Here is a 19,228-nt window from a genome sequence, read left to right as displayed (position 1 = left end):
ACAAAATTCGCGTGCAAATATACAACTTTTTTCTAAGAATTGTAAATCAGTCGATTAAGTGTTAAAATTTTAACTTAAAAGTAGACAGCGTGCCATTTTATCCGACCAGCGTCATTTAATTCTACGGCAGGAAAAGGGACTTTAATCACGTTAAAAACGTCAAATATGGTTTTTAAGACACTAGAATTTGTCTTAATTCGAGTTAAATCTACATCAAAACTTAAGTAATATTGACGTCTTCTATTTTGGTCTAAAAACAACGGATCATAAGCATCTCCTGTTAACATACCCTCAGCGCCATAACCAAAAGCAATATTCAACCAATGAGGTATAGTTTCTGTTTTAAAAAATGAATTGAGGTTCGCACTCAACCAATAGGTTTGTCCGTTATAATCTTTCAGAAATTCTTCAGCAAAACCATTTCCCAATTTATTGGGGCGCTGTTTTGCAAATTGTGTGCTGTGAAATGAATATTTTAAAACGATACGTTGTTCATCCCAAAGTAAGGCCTGACCAACATATAATCCGGTTCCAGAGGCATTAGCTGCCATATCTGACCAAGAAAAACCCCATTCTTCAGAAAAACCATCCAAAATTTCTACCGCTGTAAGAAATCCCAAGCCTAAAGTAGCACCGTAAATTAATTGGTCTTTTTTTGCAACGCCAGCCCAATTTAAAGTGTTGGCTCCCAACCTACCTAATTGATATGAGGAAAATACATGGCCCATTTTATCCATTTGCAACCACTCGTTACTATCGTCTAAGGTTTTAAATTTTGACCGTGGATAATCGGCATACCATAATTGATTCAACCCAATTAATGTTGTAGAAGCCAAAGCAGATTCTGTTATAATAACTGTATTTCTACGCGATATATTTAAAGAATCGCTAGGTTTTAAAAACGTATGTAACTGTGATTGTGCAAAAAGCGAACTACCAGCTAATAAGCATCCTATTATATAGCTAAAAACACATTTCACATCTTATTTATTAATCCCTTGAGACGATAAATAACGATGATACGCTCTCGCATTATTATTATGCTGCCCTAAGGTTTTAGCAAATTTATGATAACCAATACGCTTCGCATCTGCTGCAAAATATAAATAACTATGACTCTCTGGATTTAAAACCGCATTAATAGCCGATAAATCTGGCATAGCAATAGGACCTGGTGGCAACCCTAGATTTCTATATGTATTATACGGTGAGTCTATGTCTTTATGAATATTGAGTACACGTCTAATAATTGTATTTTGATATTTTGGTAATTGATAAGCCGCAAATTTCAAAGTTGGATCAGCTTGTAAGGGCATACCAATACGTAATCGATTTAAATAGACACCTGCTACTCTAGGTTGCTCATCGGCTTGTTTAGATTCTTCATGTACAATTGAGGCTAAAGTAATGACTTCATTCTGACTCAAGTTTAATTTTTCAGCTTGTGCTTTTCTGGCTGCTGTCCAAAACCGATTATACTCCTTCAGCATTTTATTTCTAAATGTCTCTGCAGAGCTATTCCAAAAAAATTCGTAGCTATTGGGCAAGTACATTCCTAAAGCTGTCGCTTTATTAAAACCATTTTCAGATAAAAAAGTCTCGTCTGTCATTGCTTGGTAAAGCGCTAAACTATCGGCTTCAATTTGTGTACTTATTCGTCCTGCTAAATCCTTTAAATTATGTTGATTATTAAATGCAATTTTCAATGGAAGATTTCTACTTCGTATGCTATTAATAATAGCATTATTATTCATGCCTTTAGTTATCGCAAATCGTCCTGCTTTTAAATTTGTAGTATATTTTTTCTGTTTAGCCAAAGCATCAAACGCTTCAATATCATATAAAAGTGGCTCTAATTGTGAGCGTACGTCTTCATAACTAGCACTTGATGGTACATAGATATAAGCAGTTTCATTATTAAACTTTGTATTAGGCGAAAACATTGTTCCGTATATGTAATAAGCAAAGCCACCACAGATTAGTAAACCAATAAGAGCAACAGCCCAAAGAATTTTTTTAAAGTACATAGTTAATTGTTAATGTGTTGTAAAAGGTATTCGTTAGCGTATGTTTTACCATCAAAACTCCAATCTTTTTTTAGACCTATTTTTTTAAAACCATTGGCCTCAAATAGCCTTAAACTTGCTAAATTATTTTCAGAAATATTAGCGTAAACTTGATGCAAATGTAAAGTTTGGAAACAATAATCTACCAATAATTTTAAAGCTTCTTTACCATAACCTTGATTTCTATTGTTTTCATTTTGAATCAAAATTCCTATACCTGCACGCTTATTTTTTATATCAAAATCAAAGACATCAATTAACCCCATGGTTTCGTTATTTAAATTACAAATAGCCAATCGTAATTGCTTAGCTTCAAAAATATCTTGTTGAGCATTCTCAAGATATTGCTTGATTAAAAATTTAGAATATGGGGTTTGTGTATCACTCAAATACCATAAACTTGTATCGTTTTCAATACTGTAGACAAACTCTAAATCCTCAGGTTCTAAGGCTCTTAAGTAAATATCTTTTCCTTTGAGACTTACCATTCAATTTCACCTTTAAAAACTTGTACAGCAGGACCAATGAGCCAAATATTATCATAGCCGTTTTCTGTAGAATTAAAAGTAACTTTAAGTTGGCCACCTTGTACTTTTAAATTTACAATATTACTGGTCGTTTTATTAGATTTATGCATCGCTAAAGCTACTGCTGTTACACCCGTTCCACATGACAGGGTTTCATCTTCTACACCACGCTCATAGGTTCTAACTTCAAAATTATCGGCAGTCAACTGCTCTACAAAATTCACATTAGTTCCCGCTTCATTATAGGGTTCACCATATCTAATTTTTGAGCCCTTAGATTTTACCTCAAGATGAGCTACATCAGTAACCATTTCAACATGATGTGGTGATCCTGTATCTAAAAACAAATGCTGATCAAACGCTTTAATTTCAGATACATCTTGCATTTGAAGGTGCACCGTTTCATTTTCAATTTTGGCTTTATGAAGACCATCAATAGCTATAAATTCGGCTTCATTTTCAATAATACCTAGAAATTTAGCAAAAGCAACAATACAGCGTCCGCCATTACCACACATCGTACTCTCGTTGCCATCAGCATTGTAATACACCATTTTAAAATCGGTGTTTTTGTCATTTTCTAACAGTATAAAACCGTCTGCGCCAATGCCAAAACGTCTGTCGCATAAGCGCTCAATCCGTTCGGTATCATTTTTGTTTATAATTTGTAAACGATTATCTACAATTACAAAATCGTTTCCGGTACCTTGATATTTATAAAATGTCATTTTCATCATAATTGATGGCAAATATAAGCATATTAGACTTTAAATTGAGTTGTTAAACGCTAGTTAAAATTGACGTTAAAAAGGCGTTAAATCAAAAAACGGATTCAATAATTTTCTAATTTTAATCGTTGAATAAAAATAACTAAACTAAAATCTGAAAAATTATGAAGAAGATTATAACCTTAGTGTTTGTTTCGGTATTAGGTGGACTTTTAACCTTAGGAGGCTATAAGTTATTTATTGAAAATGAACCTCAAAACTTGACTGTTGAGCAGTCTAATGATTACCCTGTTTTTGTGCCGACATCTACGCACAATACCGTAAATAATAGTGCTGCTTTAGCACCTAATTTTGTAGAAGCAGCTGAAAAATCTATAGACGCTGTTGTACACGTAAAGAATACTGCTATTGTAAGTTCACCAACTTCTATGCGCGACTTATTTTATGGCCGTAGTTCGCAACGTGCCCAAGTGGGTACAGGAAGTGGTGTTATTATATCACCAACGGGCTACATTGTCACTAATAATCACGTGATAAAAAATGCTAATGAAATCAGTATAACATTAAACAACAACAAAGCGTATAATGCTGAATTAATTGGTACTGATGAAGCGACTGATATTGCCTTATTAAAAATAGAAACTGATGAAGACTTACCTTTTATGGCCTTTGGTGATTCTGAAAATGCCAAAATCGGTGAATGGGTTTTAGCCGTAGGAAATCCGTTTAACTTAAATTCTACAGTTACCGCAGGTATCATTAGTGCTAAATCTAGAGATTTAACAGGTCAGCACTCACAGTCATTTATTCAAACAGATGCCGCTGTAAACCCAGGAAATTCGGGAGGTGCTCTGGTTAATACAAATGGTGATTTAATTGGTATAAACACAGCCATATCATCACAAACGGGTTCTTATATTGGCTATTCATTTGCTGTGCCAAGTAATATTGCTCGCAAAATTGTGAATGACATTATGGAATATGGTAATGTTCAAAATGGTATTCTTGGTGTAGTAGGCAATCCATTAAATAGTGCTTTAGCTGAAAAATTAGAAACTAAAACAACAGAAGGCTTTTATGTTAGCGAAGTTCAAGAAGATACTGGTGCTAAAAAAGCAGGTATAAAATCTGGAGATATTATTAAGAAAATTGACCATGTTAATATTAACCAGTTTTCTGATTTAACTGGCTATTTAAAAACTAAAAGTCCTGATGATACGGTTAACGTAACTTTATTAAGAGATGGTGACGAAGAAGTTGTATCGGTTACCTTATTAAAACCGTCTAGTTTTATTTTGCCTACAATTGGTATGATTAAGAATGCATCTAAAAAAGATTTAAAACGTTTCAATGCTGATTATGGTGTTAAGATTTCTGAATTAGATGAAAATTATAAACCCAATTGGATACGAAGTGGTGTTGAAGAAGGAAGTATTATCACCAAAATTAATGGTGAAAAAATATTAAACATTGAAGATGCCGATAATGCAATAAAAACAAGAAGTTATAATGAACAACTTCAAATTGAAATTATTAATACAAATGGCGAAAAAGTAGTTTTTAATTTTAGATAAACGAGTTCCTCAACTTATAAATTCACCCCTTCAAAGATTAAGACTTTGAAGGGGTTTTATTTTTAAATATTTGTTTTACGAAAACGTTTGAAATTTTGTTACTTTTGCGCAAAATTCAATATCAAATTCACACTAAACCAAAGAATACATGGGATTTAACGACACTTACGAAAAAGAGTTAGCGTTTCAAGCCGATCGTCGCAGAGCAACCGTAGAATTTATTAAAATTGTAAGCGATTTATGGTACGATAAATCTATAGAATTGGTCTTATTTAGAAATCAATTAATAGACCGAAATGTGAGCGAAATTTTAAACTTACATGAGTATGCAGGTAAATTTGTTCAAAAACCAATTTCTATTTTCGACTCCGTAGAAATCGCACAAGCTATTAATGCGCTCAACTTACCTCCTGCTAAGTTAGATATCGGAAAACTAACTTACGAATTTCATTTAGAAGATCAGAAATATAGTAACGCTACAGCATTTGTGTCTTCAAAATTAAGTAATGCTAAAGACAATAAAACTATTGAGCCTAAAGATGTGGTCCTTTATGGTTTTGGAAGAATAGGACGTTTAGTCGCCAGAGAATTAATGACTAAAACAGGAAAAGGAACACAGTTACGACTACGAGCTATTGTTACCAGAGGAGAAATTAATGAAACCGTTTTAGAAAAGCGCGCCTCTTTATTAAGAAACGATTCTGTACATGGTGATTTTTCAGGTATCGTTAATGTTGATGTTGAGAATTCAGCTTTAATTATAAATGGAACTACTGTAAACATCATATCAGCCAACGCCCCAGAAGATATTGATTACACACAATATCGTATAAATAACGCCCTAGTTATTGATAACACAGGTGCTTTTAGAGATAAAGACGCCTTAAAAAGACATCTAAAATCTAAAGGCGTCGATAAAGTTTTACTCACGGCGCCAGGTAAAGGAACCCCTAATATAGTACACGGTGTAAATCATTTAGAATACCATCCTGATAATATTGATATTTTTTCAGCGGCATCTTGTACAACCAATGCCATTACCCCGATTTTAAAAGCAATTGAAGATTCTTTTGGTATTAAAACAGGCCACTTAGAAACTATACACGCGTATACAAACGACCAAAATTTAGTCGATAACTTCCACAGTAAATATAGACGTGGACGTGCTGCTGCTTTAAATATGGTAATTACAGAAACTGGTGCAGGAAAAGCGGTAAGTAAGGCAATCCCTATCTTAGAAGGAAAACTAACCTCTAATGCGATAAGAGTTCCTGTTCCTAATGGCTCATTAGCTATTCTTAACTTAGAGTTAGAAAATGAAACTTCAGTAAATAGTGTAAACACTATAATTAAAAAGTACGCGCTCGAAGGAAATTTAGTTGAACAGATTAAATACGAAATGAGTGACGAACTCGTTTCAAGCGATATTATTGGTAGCTCCGCGCCTGCAATTTACGATAGCAAAGCGACCATAGTTAGAAAAGATGGTAAAAATGTAGTATTATATATATGGTACGATAATGAATATGGCTACAGTCACCAAGTTATTCGTTTAGCCAAATACATTTCTAAAGTGAGACGTTATGCTTATTATTAAGGATTTAAAAAGACTATAAGTTTGCATTTTTTTATTAAGACAACAGTTTTTTACTTTGAATTCTCCTTAAAACGGTAGAATATTACTAAAAATCCGAACATCTAAACTAAAACTTTTACCGTATATAAATAGCCTTACTAAATTAGTAAGGCTATTTGTTTAGTAATTCTTCTATGAAGTATTCATAAAATTATTATCTTGGCGTCCAATTAACTTAATCAAAACAAAATTACTTCTAAGATGAAATTCTTAACTCAAGTTGCTGTAATTCTATTAATTACACTTAGTTTTCAAAATTTAAAAGCACAAACTGCTGATGATACTGAAGAAAAATTATCACTAAACAGTGGTACTATAGATAACCAGTTTGAGTATGTAATTAAAAAGTCTGGTAGATACCAAGAATATAAAGTGGTTAAGCAAACTTGGTTGTTTACTCTAAAAGCTCATGTTTTAGATTCATTACAAGCGGTACATAAAGATTTATCAGACACTCAAGCTGTTGTTAAAACACAAGCTGAAGAAATTGAAAGTTTAAAATCAAATCTTTCAAACACAGAATCGACATTGAATGCTACCAATGACGAAAAAAATAACATCTCATTATTTGGCATTCAAACTAGTAAAGCTAGTTATAAAGTTTTAATGTGGAGTATTATAGGGGGTCTTTTAGCCTTATTATTTTTATTCATCTATAAATTTAAAGGAAGCAACTCAGCTACTCGTGAAGCTAAACACAAACTTGATGAAGTTGAAACTGAATTCGAAGAGCATAGAAGAAATGCTTTGGAGCGCGAGCAAAAAGTAAGACGTCAGTTACAAGATGAGTTAAATAAACATAAATCATAAAGTCTATTTTACAATATTTAAAAAAATCCGTAATGCTATCCATTACGGATTTTTTGTTTTTAGTAAAACTTTAAAATATTAGCTTAATATTTAACCATTTAAGTTTAATCATATGTTAAAAAATACCACTCTTCTCCTATTCACAGCTTCAACCTTATTATTTATAAATTGCCATTCAGAACAAAACAATAAAACTTCAAAAAATAGCGAAAATAAATCTGAAGCAATAACACCTAAAGTCAATTTACTAACTGATATTGAGCCTCGTTTAGAAAATGGTGATGTAAATGCGATAATTGAAATTCCAGCTGGTACCCTTGATAAATGGGAATTAAATAAAGCTACAGGAAACGTAGAATGGGAAATGGTTAACAACCAACCACGAGTTGTAAATTATATTAGTTATCCTGGAAATTACGGTATGATTCCCAAAACCTTACTTTCAAAAGAAAAAGGAGGCGATGGCGATCCGTTAGACATTCTTGTTCTTGGACCACCAGTAGAAAGAGGTCAAATACTAAAATGCAAAGTTATAGGCGTTTTGTATTTAACCGATCGTGGCGAACAAGACGATAAGTTAATTGCTGTTTCACGTCTTTCAACATTATATCGTATTAATTCTATTGAAGAATTAAATAATGAATACAATGGTGTTTCTGAAATTGTTCAATTATGGTTTACCAACTATAAAGGGCCTAATAAAATGGAATCTAAAGGTTTTGGGAGCAAAAAGGCTGCCTTAGAAATATTAACAACAGCAATTGACAAACATCAGTTAAAATAGAATTAGAAAAACATTTACACTTAATAATTTGACTAAAATCTACCTTCTAGTTTTAAAAGTGAGTGTTTTTTCACACTAATATATATATCTATTTAACAAACACTATACTTTAAATACACACAAAAAATCATTACTTTTAACTTATCTATGTATTGAGTTATTTAGTTCAAAAAACTATAAAATACACAGTCAAACTCTGAACCATGGAACAAAAGATTGCGATAGTTTATGCTTCTGTAGATGGACAAACTAAAAAGATTTGCGAAAAATTAAATACCTTATTTAAGGCTCATAAAATTAAAACAAAGCTTTGCCCTATCGCTATGTTTAAAGAAGATTTATCAGAATTTAATCTCATAATCATCGGTGCCAGTATTCGGTATGGTAAGCATCATAAAAACGTAACCGAATTCATTCAAAATAATTCTAAATCCCTTAATAAAACAACAACAGCGTTTTTCTCTGTAAATTTAGTGGCTAGAAAAGAAAACAAAAATTCGATAGACACCAATCCTTATTTAATTAAGTTTTTAAAAACAACGCATTGGAAACCTGATTTCTTGGAAGTCTTTGCCGGAAAACTAGATTATAAATCTTACACTTTTTTAGACCGCTTGATGATAAAATTAATCATGAAATTAACTGATGGACCAACAAAATCTGACGTACCAATAGAATATACAGATTGGGAAAAGGTCACTAATTTTGGTTTAAAATTAAGTACACATTTAAAAACATCAGAATAACCTCCCATTTCTATTAATTATAAAGATTAATCAATCTCTATAATTACTTATCTAAAAACCACCTCAATTATATATCTTCGCAACCTTATATATTTTCAATCATGCGCATAGATATCATCACCGTACTACCTGAACTTTTAAAAAGTCCGTTTGAAGCCTCAATTTTAAAACGTGCCATTGAAGCCGGTTTAGTTGAAGTCCACTTTCATAATTTAAGAGATTATACCACCGGAAATTACAAAGCAGTTGACGACACCCAATTTGGTGGAGGTGCTGGTATGGTAATGCTTATAGAGCCTATAGATAAATGCATCTCTAAGCTACAACAAGAGCGTAATTATGACGAAATTATCTACATGACACCAGATGGTGAGCAATTAAACCAAAGTATTGCCAACCAAACGTCTTTAAAAGAGAATATTATTATTCTTTGCGGACATTATAAAGGCGTGGATCAACGTGTACGCGATAAATTTATTACGCGCGAAATATCAATTGGTGATTATGTGCTTTCTGGAGGCGAATTAGGTGCTGCCGTATTATGTGATGCTGTGATACGTTTAATTCCTGGTGTTTTAGGTAATGAAACCTCTGCCCTAACCGATTCATTTCAAGATAATCTATTAGCACCACCAATTTACACACGACCAAGAGAATATGATGGCATGAAAGTCCCAGAAGTATTATTCAGCGGTAATTTTGCTAAAATTGAAAAATGGCGTGAAGAACAGGCGTATAAAAGAACACAAGAGCGACGACCTGACCTTTTAGAGGACTAAATTTAAAAGAATAGCAATTAAATTCTACAAGTCAATTATAAATAACTTTAAAAGCTAATTCGCGATAAAAGTCTAAACATTGAAGCAATATAACTATGGATAATTCAACTCAATTTCTTTTTTACATAGGCCAATTTATTAGTGGTTTATCAACTTTTATTGTCTTTATAGCAACAATAATTCTTTTTATAAAAAAGAGAACTTTTGCCACTTGGTTAATTTTAATCGGTTATTTTTTAGTTGTTTTAACCTATACAAGTAGCTTATTTATAAATGTTATTGCTAGCAGAGGCAGTTTTGAAGATGTATTAATGGTTCAAGGAGTTTCTAATATCATTCAGGCATTATCTTATTTTATATTTGCTGTAGGCTTAATACTATTAGCCATCACTGAGTTTTCCAAAAACAAATCAATTTCTAAATAACTGAATACGGAATTAGAGTACTAAAAATAATTCATCAAACCATTGCATATATACAAAAAAACACTAATTTTGCAAACCAATTTAGACCAACCTCTGGCGAAAATCGTGAATGTTGCTTTGAATCAACTATTATAAATAAAAGAAAATGAATTCTTTAGTAAAATTTGTACAAGACGAATTTGTAACTCGTAAAGACTTTCCAGAATTTAGTGCTGGTGATACAATCACTGTATACTACGAAATAAAAGAGGGAAGCAAAACACGTACACAGTTCTTTAAAGGTGTTGTGTTACAACGTAAAGGAAGCGGAGCTTCTGAAACATTTACTATCCGTAAAATGTCAGGAACAGTTGGTGTAGAGCGTATCTTCCCAGTTAACTTACCTGCCTTACAAAAAGTAGAAGTTAACAAACGTGGTAAAGTACGTAGAGCTAGAATTTACTACTTCAGAGGTCTTACTGGTAAAAAAGCAAGAATTAAAGAAGTTAGAAGATAATTCAAACTTATATATTACAAAAAAAAAGCCTTCTCTTTAGAAGGCTTTTTTAGTTTATAAACAATTGTTCATAAACCAAGTTAATAAAGTGTTGATATTTAAAATGTTAAAACACTAGTTATATCGACAATATTTTATTAATTTAGTAAAACATTTAACAACAGACACTGTTTGTACCGTTAATTATCGGAATTGAATTCTTTTCAATTTTTGTTAAATGTATTAAAGATTCGTTCTTTATGTATTGAGGTTGTTTTTTGAGATTGTCTAACAACTTGTTTAATCAAGTGTTTGTTAAATAGTCATGAAACTTTAGTTGTGTATCATACACTGTAGGCTGCATTTAAATAAAGTGGAAAGTTCAGAAAAGTAGTGACATCGAAAGAGTACACTAAAATGACGAGCAATGCTTTATATATTATTTCGTTATAACGAATAATACAGAAAAGCATCAAGAAAAGTAACCTAAGAAACAAAGTAATACCATGTCAATACATTTTGAAAGGTATAAAATGTTTCGATTTTTGAAACGGAAACCCAAATACCGAAAACAACAATGACTTTGTTCATTCAGTTGTGTTAGTGAAAGCTAGCGGGTTTATGTTAGTACTGTTTCTAAGAAAGCCATGTCAGCACAGATTATTCTGAGTGATATGGCTTTTTGCTTTTAAAAGGCATAAATTAATCTTCAGTCTTACAGAAATGATGATAGTCCTTTCATAGTCACTCTAATTAAAAATATAAAAAATCCAATTATAGTATAATACCATTTCTTTTGTATTCTTGTCATATGAATCTACTTATCGACCAACAAAATATAGAAAATAAAGATTATACAATTAAACCGCTTCAAAAAGCAGAATATAACGACTGTACATTTACCAATTGTAATTTTGAAAACTCGGACCTTTCAAACATCATCTTTTTAGATTGTGAATTTATGAATTGTAATTTCAGCAATGTCAATGTCATGCATACAACATTTAATGAGGTGGGTTTCAAAGACTGTAAAATTTTAGGTGTTTTATTTCAGAATTGTAACGCCTTTTTGCTTTCGTTTCATTTTTCTAATTGTATGCTTAATTTAAGTAGTTTTTATCAGCTTAAAATCAATCATACAAAGTTTTTAGATTGTATAATGAAGCAAGTAGATTTTACAGAAACAGAAGCTAAACATACTATTTTTAAGGATTGTAACTTAGAACAATCCATTTTTACAAACACAAACCTAGAGCACGCTAATCTTACTTCTGCTTTTAACTTTTCAATTAATCCTATGGCCAATCAAATTAAACAAGCGTCATTTTCAAAAGAAAATATTTCGGGCTTATTACATAACTTCAATATTAAGATAAAAGAATAAAATCATTAATTTAAGACTTATATTTTCATATTCTCAAAATTAGGGGTTGTTTACTAACAAACTTATACCTTCAAAACTATATCCTTTTCGTATATTTGTTCAGCTCAATTTCGAGCAAAATATTATTCAATTTATTTTCAAGACTTATGACAAAAACAGCAAAGATTGTTTATACAAAAACGGATGAAGCACCAGCTTTAGCAACACGATCATTTTTACCGATTGTTGAAGCATTTACAAAGTCTTCAGGTATTGTTATAGAGACAAAAGATATATCATTAGCTGCTAGAATTTTAGCCGCTTTTCCTGATTTTTTAACGGACGATCAAAAAGTAGCAGATGCTTTAGCAGAACTAGGAGAATTAGCAAAAAAACCAGAGGCTAATATTATAAAACTACCAAATATTAGTGCGTCTATTCCGCAACTAACTGCTGCGATAGAAGAGCTACAAGCTAAAGGATTTAAAATACCTGACTATCCGGAAGAACCGAAGAACGATGCGGAAAAAGAAATTAAATTACGTTATAATAAAATTAAAGGAAGTGCTGTAAACCCGGTTTTAAGAGAAGGGAATTCAGACAGACGTGCACCAAAAGCGGTTAAGAATTACGCCAAGAAAAACCCTCATAGTATGGGAGCTTGGTCTTCAGATTCTAAAACACATGTATCTACCATGTCTAAAGGCGATTTTGCACACAATGAAAAATCAGTAACTCTTAATGATGCTACAACTGTAAAAATTGTACATACAGATGCAAAAGGAAATCAAACCAATTTAAAAGAGAACTTAGATTTATTACAAGGCGAAATTATTGATGCTACTGTAATGAGCAAGAAAGCATTGCTTGAATTTTTAGAAGAGCAAGTAGAAGATGCTTTAGATAAAAGTGTATTGTTTTCATTACATATGAAAGCTACCATGATGAAAGTCTCAGATCCTATCATCTTTGGTCATGCTGTACGCGTATTCTTCAAAGATTTATTTGATAAGCACGGTAAGACATTCGAAAAAATAGGTGTAGATGTTAATAACGGCTTCGGAAACTTATTAGAAAAATTAAGTGAACTTCCAGAAGACAAACGCGATGAAATTAGAGCAGATATTCGTTACGAACTGCAACATGGCGCTGATTTAGCAATGGTAAATTCTGACCGAGGAATTACCAACCTTCACGTTCCTAGTGATGTCATTATTGATGCCTCTATGCCAGCTATGATTAGAACCTCTGGACAAATGTGGAATGCCGAAGGGAAACAACAAGATACTAAAGCCGTAATCCCAGATAGTAGCTATGCTGGTGTTTATAGTGCAACTATAGATTTCTGTAAAAAACATGGTGCTTTTGATCCAACAACAATGGGAACTGTTCCTAATGTTGGACTTATGGCTCAAAAAGCAGAAGAATATGGTTCTCACGATAAAACTTTTGAAATAGCTTCTAAAGGAAAAGTAGAGGTTATTGATGCGGATGGTAATGTTTTACTAAGCCATAAAGTTGAAGAAGGTGATATTTGGAGAATGTGCCAAGCTAAAGATGCGCCTATTCAAGACTGGGTAAAATTAGCCGTTACTAGAGCAAGAGCTTCTGAAACTCCTGCTGTTTTCTGGTTAGATAAGAAAAGAGCACATGATGCTGAATTAATTAAAAAGGTAAACACCTACCTTAAAGACCATGACACTGAAGGTTTAGATATTAGAATCATGTCTTTAGTTGAAGCTACTAGCTTTACTTTAAAACGAATTAAAGAAGGAAAAGACACAATTTCTGTAACAGGAAACGTTCTTAGAGATTATTTAACGGACTTATTCCCAATTTTAGAAGTTGGTACAAGTGCAAAAATGCTCTCCATTGTTCCATTAATGAATGGTGGTGGTTTATTTGAAACAGGTGCAGGTGGATCTGCTCCAAAGCACGTTCAACAGTTTATTTCAGAAAACCATTTACGTTGGGATTCTTTAGGAGAATTCTTAGCATTAGCAGTATCTTTAGAACACTTTGCAGGCGTTAACGATAACGAAAAGGCTAGAATTTTAGGTAAAGCCTTAGACGATGCTTCTGATAAATTATTAGAAAACAAAAAAGGACCTTCAAGAAAAGTTAACGAATTAGATAACAGAGGAAGTCATTTTTACTTAGCATTGTATTGGGCAGAAGCGCTAGCTAACCAAGATACTGATGCCGATTTAAAAGCGGAATTTTCAAAAGTTTACGATGCGCTATCCTCTCAAGAAGATGCTATTGTAAAAGAATTAATTGATTGCCAAGGGGAGTCAGTTAATATTGAAGGGTATTACTATCCTGTTGAAAATTTAATAGCTAATGCAATGCGTCCAAGTGATGCACTAAATTCAATTATTAATTCATAATTGATTATAAATAGTTTAATGTTAAAAGCTTCCTTCGGGAAGCTTTTTTTATTCTTTTAGTTTATTTTTAGTACCCTGTAACAAGTGATTATTTCAAGCGTCTAATTAAAAATACATCAATCTTTAACCCAACTCACATCACCCATAATTTATGCTACTAAATTTTAAAGGATTATTACTCTTTTTCTTATGTGCGCCACTACTATTGCAAGCGCAAGAAAGTTTTACTATTAGCGGTACAGTAGTAGATATTCAAAGTAACGAAACGCTTATTGGTGTTAACATCATTATTCCCCAACAACAAACCGGAACAGTAACTAACGAATACGGCTTCTACTCAATTACTTTACCTGCCGGAACATATGAAGTACAAGTAAGCTACCTCGGTTATAAAACCATAACAGAATCCGTTGAACTAAATACAAAGCTCACAAAAAACTATAAACTTGAAGAAAGTGCTGAAAGTTTAAGCGAAGTCGTCGTTACAGAAAACATAGAAAAAACGAATATCAAAACCCCACAAATGAGCGTCAACTCTTTATCTATAAAAACGATAAAGAATATGCCTGTGGTTTTAGGTGAAGTTGATGTGGTAAAATCTATAACACTATTACCTGGCGTTACCAATGCTGGGGAGGGGGCTTCCGGTTTTAATGTTAGAGGTGGTGCTGCAGACCAAAACCTTATACTTTTAGATGAAGCCACCATTTTTAATTCATCACACCTCTTTGGCTTCTTTTCGGTCTTTAATCCCGATGCCATTAAAGATATTAAACTCTATAAAGGCGGAATTCCTTCAAAATATGGAGGCCGTGTATCTTCTGTTTTAGATATTTATCAAAAAGAAGGCAATAGTAAATCCTTTCATATGAATGGTGGTATAGGACTAATTTCGAGTCGCTTACTGGCAGAAGGCCCAATAAAGAAAGATAAAGGTTCTTTTCTAATTGGTGGTCGAAGTAGTTATGCGCATTTATTTTTACCGCTTTTCGACTTGGATAACACGGCTTATTTTTACGACCTAAACACCAAACTGAGCTACAACATCAATGCGAACAATAATATTTACCTGTCAGGTTATTTTGGTCGAGATGTATTTAAAATTTCAGATAGTTTCGAAAATTCATTTGGAAACTCAGTGCTCAACTTTAGATGGAATCACCTTTTTTCGGAAAAGATATTCTCTAATTTATCACTCATTTATTCTGATTATTATTACGGCTTACAACTTGGCTTTGTTGGGTTCGATTGGGTTTCTGGTATAAAAAACACCAACCTTAAATACGATTTTAAACATTATATCAGTAATACCTTTAAGTTAGAATATGGTTTAAACAGTATGTATTACAAATTCAATCCAGGAGATATAAAACCCATCAATGATGAGTCTGGTATTAATCCATTTAAATTAATTGATAAATACGCCTTTGAAAATGCAATCTATATTGATGCTGAACATAAATTAAGCGATAAATTCTCGGTCAGTTATGGCGCACGCCTAAGTATGTTTCATAGAATGGGACAAGATGAATTAAATGTTTATGAAAACAATAATCCACTCATCTTTAACGAATCGATTGGCATTTATGAAAAAGCGGATCCTATTGGTACAGATACGTTTAGCAGAAGTGAAGTTATAGAGTCATTTACTAATCTAGAGCCGCGCATAGCCATGGCATATCAATTAAATGATGAGTCATCGGTGAAAGCCAGTTACAATCGCATGAGCCAATATTTACATTTACTATCAAATACAAGCTCCCCTACCCCTTTAGATGTTTGGGCTCCCAGTGGAAAATATATCAAACCTCAATTACTAGACCAAGTCGCTTTAGGTTATTTTAAAACTTTTAACAACAGTGCCTATTCTTTAGAGGTCGAAAGTTTTTATAAAACCATTAAAAACCGAATCGATTATATCGATGGTGCAGATTTAATAGCCAACGACGCTATTGAACAAATTATACTCAATGGAGAAGCCAGAGCCTATGGTTTAGAAGTGCTTTTCAGAAAAAACGAAGGTAAGTTTACAGGTTGGTTAGCCTATACGCTCTCAAAATCAGAACAACAAACTTCTGGAAGAACTGCCACTGAAACCGGAATTAATAATGGGGAATGGTACAACACACCACATGATAAAACCCACGATATTTCTGTAACAGCAAGCTATGAATTAAACAAAAAATGGTCATTTAGCTCTAATTTAATTTTTCAAACAGGCCAACCTACAACCTTTCCTAACGGTCAATATCAATATAATGACATCATTATTCCTAACTATGAAGCAAGAAACTCAAGCCGACTTCCGGCCTATCACCGTCTAGACGTAGCTGTAAATTACAATCCAAATCCCCAAAGCACCAAAAACTTTAAAGGCGAATGGGTCTTTGGTATATACAATATTTATAACCGAAAAAATGCGGCTAGTATTTCCTTTGGCGAAAACAGAAACACAGGTACCAATGAAGCTACACGATTAGCTATTTTCGGAATCGTACCGTCATTTTCTTATAATTTTAAATTCTAAATCATGAAAAATTTCATATATATCGCCTTCTTTTTAATGCTCTTTACCAATTGTGAAGACGTTATTGATGTCGACCTAAATACCGCTGAACCAAAGCTGGTCATTGAAGCTTCAATTAATTACTTTAAAAATACAACCGGAAACGAACAAAGCATCAAGCTCACTTTATCTGCGCCTTTTTTCGAAGACACTATTCCTCCTGCCAATGGCGCAACAATACAAGTCTCAGACACTGCAGGAAATACTTTTAATTTTATAGAAGCAGACAATACAGGGATTTATAATAACAGCACTTTTATTCCTGTCATAGGCGAAGTTTATACCCTAATAATTAATTATGAAGGCGAAACCTATACCGCTACAGAAACCTTAACCGCTGTGGTACCTATTGATTATGTTGAACAAAATAATGAAGGCGGATTTTCTGGTGAGGACATCGAACTCAAAGCGTATTACACTGATCCCGCAGAGATTGATAATTATTACTTTTTTGAGTTTATAAGTGATATTCCTGTCGTACCAACCTTAAATGTTTATAACGATACATTTACTGATGGTAATGAAATCTTCGGGTTTTATACCGAAGAAGATTTAGAAGCGGGAGATATCGTCACTATAAGAAACTACGGAATTTCTAGTCAGTTCTATGATTTTATGTATATCCTTTTACAACAAAGTAGCGATTCTGGTGGCGGTCCTTTTGAAACTCAACCTGCGACGATTAGAGGAAACTGTACTAACGTTACTAATCCAGGTAATTATCCCTTAGGTTACTTTAGACTATCTGAGGTCGATGAATTAATTTATACCGTAGAATAAAATAAGTTTTTGGGCATTCCCCACTTTAGGTGGGTCGCGTCATCCACTATATCTTTCTGCGAAACAAGTCCTTAAGCAATAAAACAATATATAGTAATAAGAACCGATTAGATTCTAATTAAAAGCACTAAATAACATTTCGCAAAAAGGATGCCGTTACTACCGCTAATGCAGCTTATCCGCAAAAATTATTTCTTACCTTTAAGGCATGACTTTTATAAAAACAACAGAGCAAGACTCTAACTATAATAATCTCGAAAATATGTCTATAAACGAGGTTATAAATGCTATAAATAAAGAAGATCAAACAGTTCCTCTTGCTGTAGAAAAAGCACTGTATCAAATTGAACCTCTCGTTGCACAGGTAGTTCATAAATTGAAATCTGGAGGTCGGCTCTTTTATATGGGAGCAGGTACAAGTGGGCGCTTAGGAATTTTAGATGCATCAGAATGTCCCCCTACGTTTGGTGTTCCTCAAAATTTAGTCATTGGTATAATAGCTGGTGGAGATTTGGCAATAAGAAAAGCAGTAGAAAATGCTGAAGATTCTACAACACAAGGTTGGAAAGATTTAGAAGCTTATAAAATATCAGATAAAGATGTAGTCATTGGAATTGCCGCATCAGGAACTACGCCTTATGTCATTAGCGCCTTAGAAAAATGTAACAAACAACATATTATTACTGGTTGTATTACCTGTAATAAAAACAGTCCATTATCTCAAACCGCGCAATTTCCAATTGAAGTTATTGTAGGACCCGAATTTTTAACCGGAAGTTCTAGAATGAAAGCCGGTACAGCACAAAAATTGGTTTTGAATATGATTACCACAACAACCATGATTCAATTAGGTAAAGTTAAAGGTAATAAAATGGTCGATATGCAACTCAGCAATGATAAATTAGTAAATAGAGCTATAAAGATGATTATGAACGAACTTAACATTTCAGAATCAGAAGCTACAGCATTACTACATAAACATAAAAATGTAAGAAATAGTATCAATCATGGAAGAGGAGAATAACAGCACCGATAAAGACATCTTAACAAAAGGGTTAAAACGTATGGGCATTTGCTTAGGGTTAATGTTCCTAGGACCTACATTAGTACATTTAGCTCTAGACAATAGTGAAAAACCACTTTATATCCCCTTACTTATCATAGCATTTATACTATGTATTGCTGCTATTGTATTTCTATTTTTAGGCATCAATACCATTTTAGATAGTATATTTAAGAAGAAATAGCTTATAAAGACTTGAACTGCCTTACACCATATTATATATAACTTTTAACCAAATCTTACCGCTTTATATAGTTCAAATTCTCTATACTGTTCTAAATACACAGCATAAACACCAATATCTGCAAAAGTAACTGTGACATCAAAACATCATCATCTTACAAAATTGCCTTTCTTTAATCAAGAAGATACATTATCAATTTTTAAAATCAGATAACGTTATCTATTATAACAATACCATTTTACGCTTTTAGATAAATAAGCAAATTAATAAACACAAAAAACCCTTACTAGTAATCTAGTAAGGGTTTTTAAAAAAAGGCGGTGACCTACTCT

18 protein-coding genes are annotated in these 19,228 nt (G+C 32.8%); 14 read left to right on the top strand and 4 right to left on the bottom strand.

All coding sequences use genetic code 11. The features are described from left to right. Positions 1-74 precede the first annotated feature (74 nt). The 4 genes from HM982_RS17620 to dapF are packed head-to-tail and all read right to left on the bottom strand — an operon-like array spanning position 75 to position 3,327. Positions 75-980 (bottom strand): DUF2279 domain-containing protein, encoded by a 906-nt coding sequence (locus HM982_RS17620; RefSeq protein ID WP_317167439.1) that lies wholly within the window; start codon positions 978-980, stop codon positions 75-77. Between the two features lie 3 nt (positions 981-983). Beyond that, a complete protein-coding gene (mltG, locus tag HM982_RS17615) occupies positions 984-2,027 on the bottom strand; it encodes an endolytic transglycosylase MltG (RefSeq protein ID WP_179354649.1) in 1,044 nt (347 codons plus the stop codon). Positions 2,028-2,029: 2 nt separating this feature from the next. Continuing rightward, the gene (locus HM982_RS17610) at positions 2,030-2,554 is read right to left on the bottom strand and encodes a GNAT family N-acetyltransferase (protein ID WP_179354648.1); all 525 of its coding nucleotides are present in this window, start codon (positions 2,552-2,554) and stop codon (positions 2,030-2,032) included. Next, positions 2,548-3,327 carry a diaminopimelate epimerase gene (gene dapF / locus HM982_RS17605; RefSeq protein ID WP_179354668.1) on the bottom strand — a complete coding sequence of 260 codons (780 nt, stop codon included), beginning with the start codon at positions 3,325-3,327 and terminating at the stop codon, positions 2,548-2,550. The genes HM982_RS17610 and dapF overlap by 7 nt, the downstream gene beginning before the upstream one ends. Before the next feature lie 158 nt (positions 3,328-3,485). On the opposite strand from dapF, the gene HM982_RS17600 reads away from it, so the two are divergent. From HM982_RS17600 to HM982_RS17535, 14 genes are all read left to right on the top strand, one after another. Continuing rightward, complete coding sequence (locus HM982_RS17600) at positions 3,486-4,895, top strand: trypsin-like peptidase domain-containing protein (RefSeq protein WP_179354647.1); 1,410 nt, start codon at positions 3,486-3,488, stop codon at positions 4,893-4,895. A gap of 148 nt (positions 4,896-5,043) precedes the next feature. Continuing rightward, positions 5,044-6,492 (top strand): glyceraldehyde-3-phosphate dehydrogenase, encoded by a 1,449-nt coding sequence (locus tag HM982_RS17595; protein ID WP_179354646.1) that lies wholly within the window; start codon positions 5,044-5,046, stop codon positions 6,490-6,492. Between the two features lie 240 nt (positions 6,493-6,732). Further along, complete coding sequence (locus HM982_RS17590) at positions 6,733-7,341, top strand: tRNA (guanine-N1)-methyltransferase (protein WP_179354645.1); 609 nt, start codon at positions 6,733-6,735, stop codon at positions 7,339-7,341. Positions 7,342-7,453: 112 nt separating this feature from the next. After that, positions 7,454-8,125, top strand: a complete 672-nt coding sequence (locus tag HM982_RS17585; protein WP_179354644.1) for an inorganic diphosphatase — start codon at positions 7,454-7,456, stop codon at positions 8,123-8,125. Between the two features lie 203 nt (positions 8,126-8,328). After that, positions 8,329-8,871: a menaquinone-dependent protoporphyrinogen IX dehydrogenase gene (gene hemG / locus HM982_RS17580; protein ID WP_179354643.1), complete on the top strand. Its 543-nt coding sequence runs from the start codon at positions 8,329-8,331 to the stop codon at positions 8,869-8,871. Between the two features lie 101 nt (positions 8,872-8,972). Then, positions 8,973-9,650 (top strand): tRNA (guanosine(37)-N1)-methyltransferase TrmD, encoded by a 678-nt coding sequence (gene trmD / locus HM982_RS17575; RefSeq protein ID WP_179354642.1) that lies wholly within the window; start codon positions 8,973-8,975, stop codon positions 9,648-9,650. Between the two features lie 95 nt (positions 9,651-9,745). Then, positions 9,746-10,075, top strand: a complete 330-nt coding sequence (locus HM982_RS17570) for a hypothetical protein (RefSeq protein ID WP_179354641.1) — start codon at positions 9,746-9,748, stop codon at positions 10,073-10,075. Positions 10,076-10,220: 145 nt separating this feature from the next. Next, entirely contained in the window at positions 10,221-10,571 is a 351-nt protein-coding gene (rplS, locus tag HM982_RS17565; RefSeq protein ID WP_179354640.1) for a 50S ribosomal protein L19, read from the top strand. 790 nt (positions 10,572-11,361) lie between these two features. Further along, positions 11,362-11,934, top strand: coding sequence for a pentapeptide repeat-containing protein (locus tag HM982_RS17560; protein WP_179354639.1), 573 nt, complete (start codon positions 11,362-11,364; stop codon positions 11,932-11,934). Between the two features lie 146 nt (positions 11,935-12,080). Further along, positions 12,081-14,303 carry an NADP-dependent isocitrate dehydrogenase gene (locus HM982_RS17555; protein ID WP_179354638.1) on the top strand — a complete coding sequence of 741 codons (2,223 nt, stop codon included), beginning with the start codon at positions 12,081-12,083 and terminating at the stop codon, positions 14,301-14,303. A gap of 151 nt (positions 14,304-14,454) precedes the next feature. Next, complete coding sequence (locus HM982_RS17550) at positions 14,455-16,830, top strand: TonB-dependent receptor (RefSeq protein ID WP_179354637.1); 2,376 nt, start codon at positions 14,455-14,457, stop codon at positions 16,828-16,830. 3 nt (positions 16,831-16,833) lie between these two features. Beyond that, the gene (locus HM982_RS17545) at positions 16,834-17,649 is read left to right on the top strand and encodes a DUF4249 domain-containing protein (protein ID WP_179354636.1); all 816 of its coding nucleotides are present in this window, start codon (positions 16,834-16,836) and stop codon (positions 17,647-17,649) included. A 208-nt stretch (positions 17,650-17,857) separates the two neighbouring features. Next, complete coding sequence (murQ, locus tag HM982_RS17540) at positions 17,858-18,673, top strand: N-acetylmuramic acid 6-phosphate etherase (RefSeq protein WP_179354635.1); 816 nt, start codon at positions 17,858-17,860, stop codon at positions 18,671-18,673. Then, complete coding sequence (locus tag HM982_RS17535; protein ID WP_179354634.1) at positions 18,657-18,896, top strand: DUF6095 family protein; 240 nt, start codon at positions 18,657-18,659, stop codon at positions 18,894-18,896. The genes murQ and HM982_RS17535 overlap by 17 nt, the downstream gene beginning before the upstream one ends. Positions 18,897-19,228 lie beyond the last annotated feature (332 nt).

The organism is Winogradskyella vidalii, assembly GCF_013403955.1.
GTDB lineage: Bacteria > Bacteroidota > Bacteroidia > Flavobacteriales > Flavobacteriaceae > Winogradskyella > Winogradskyella vidalii.
Note: the sequence above shows the minus strand (reverse complement) of the source record. Positions and strands in the feature narration are given on the sequence as shown.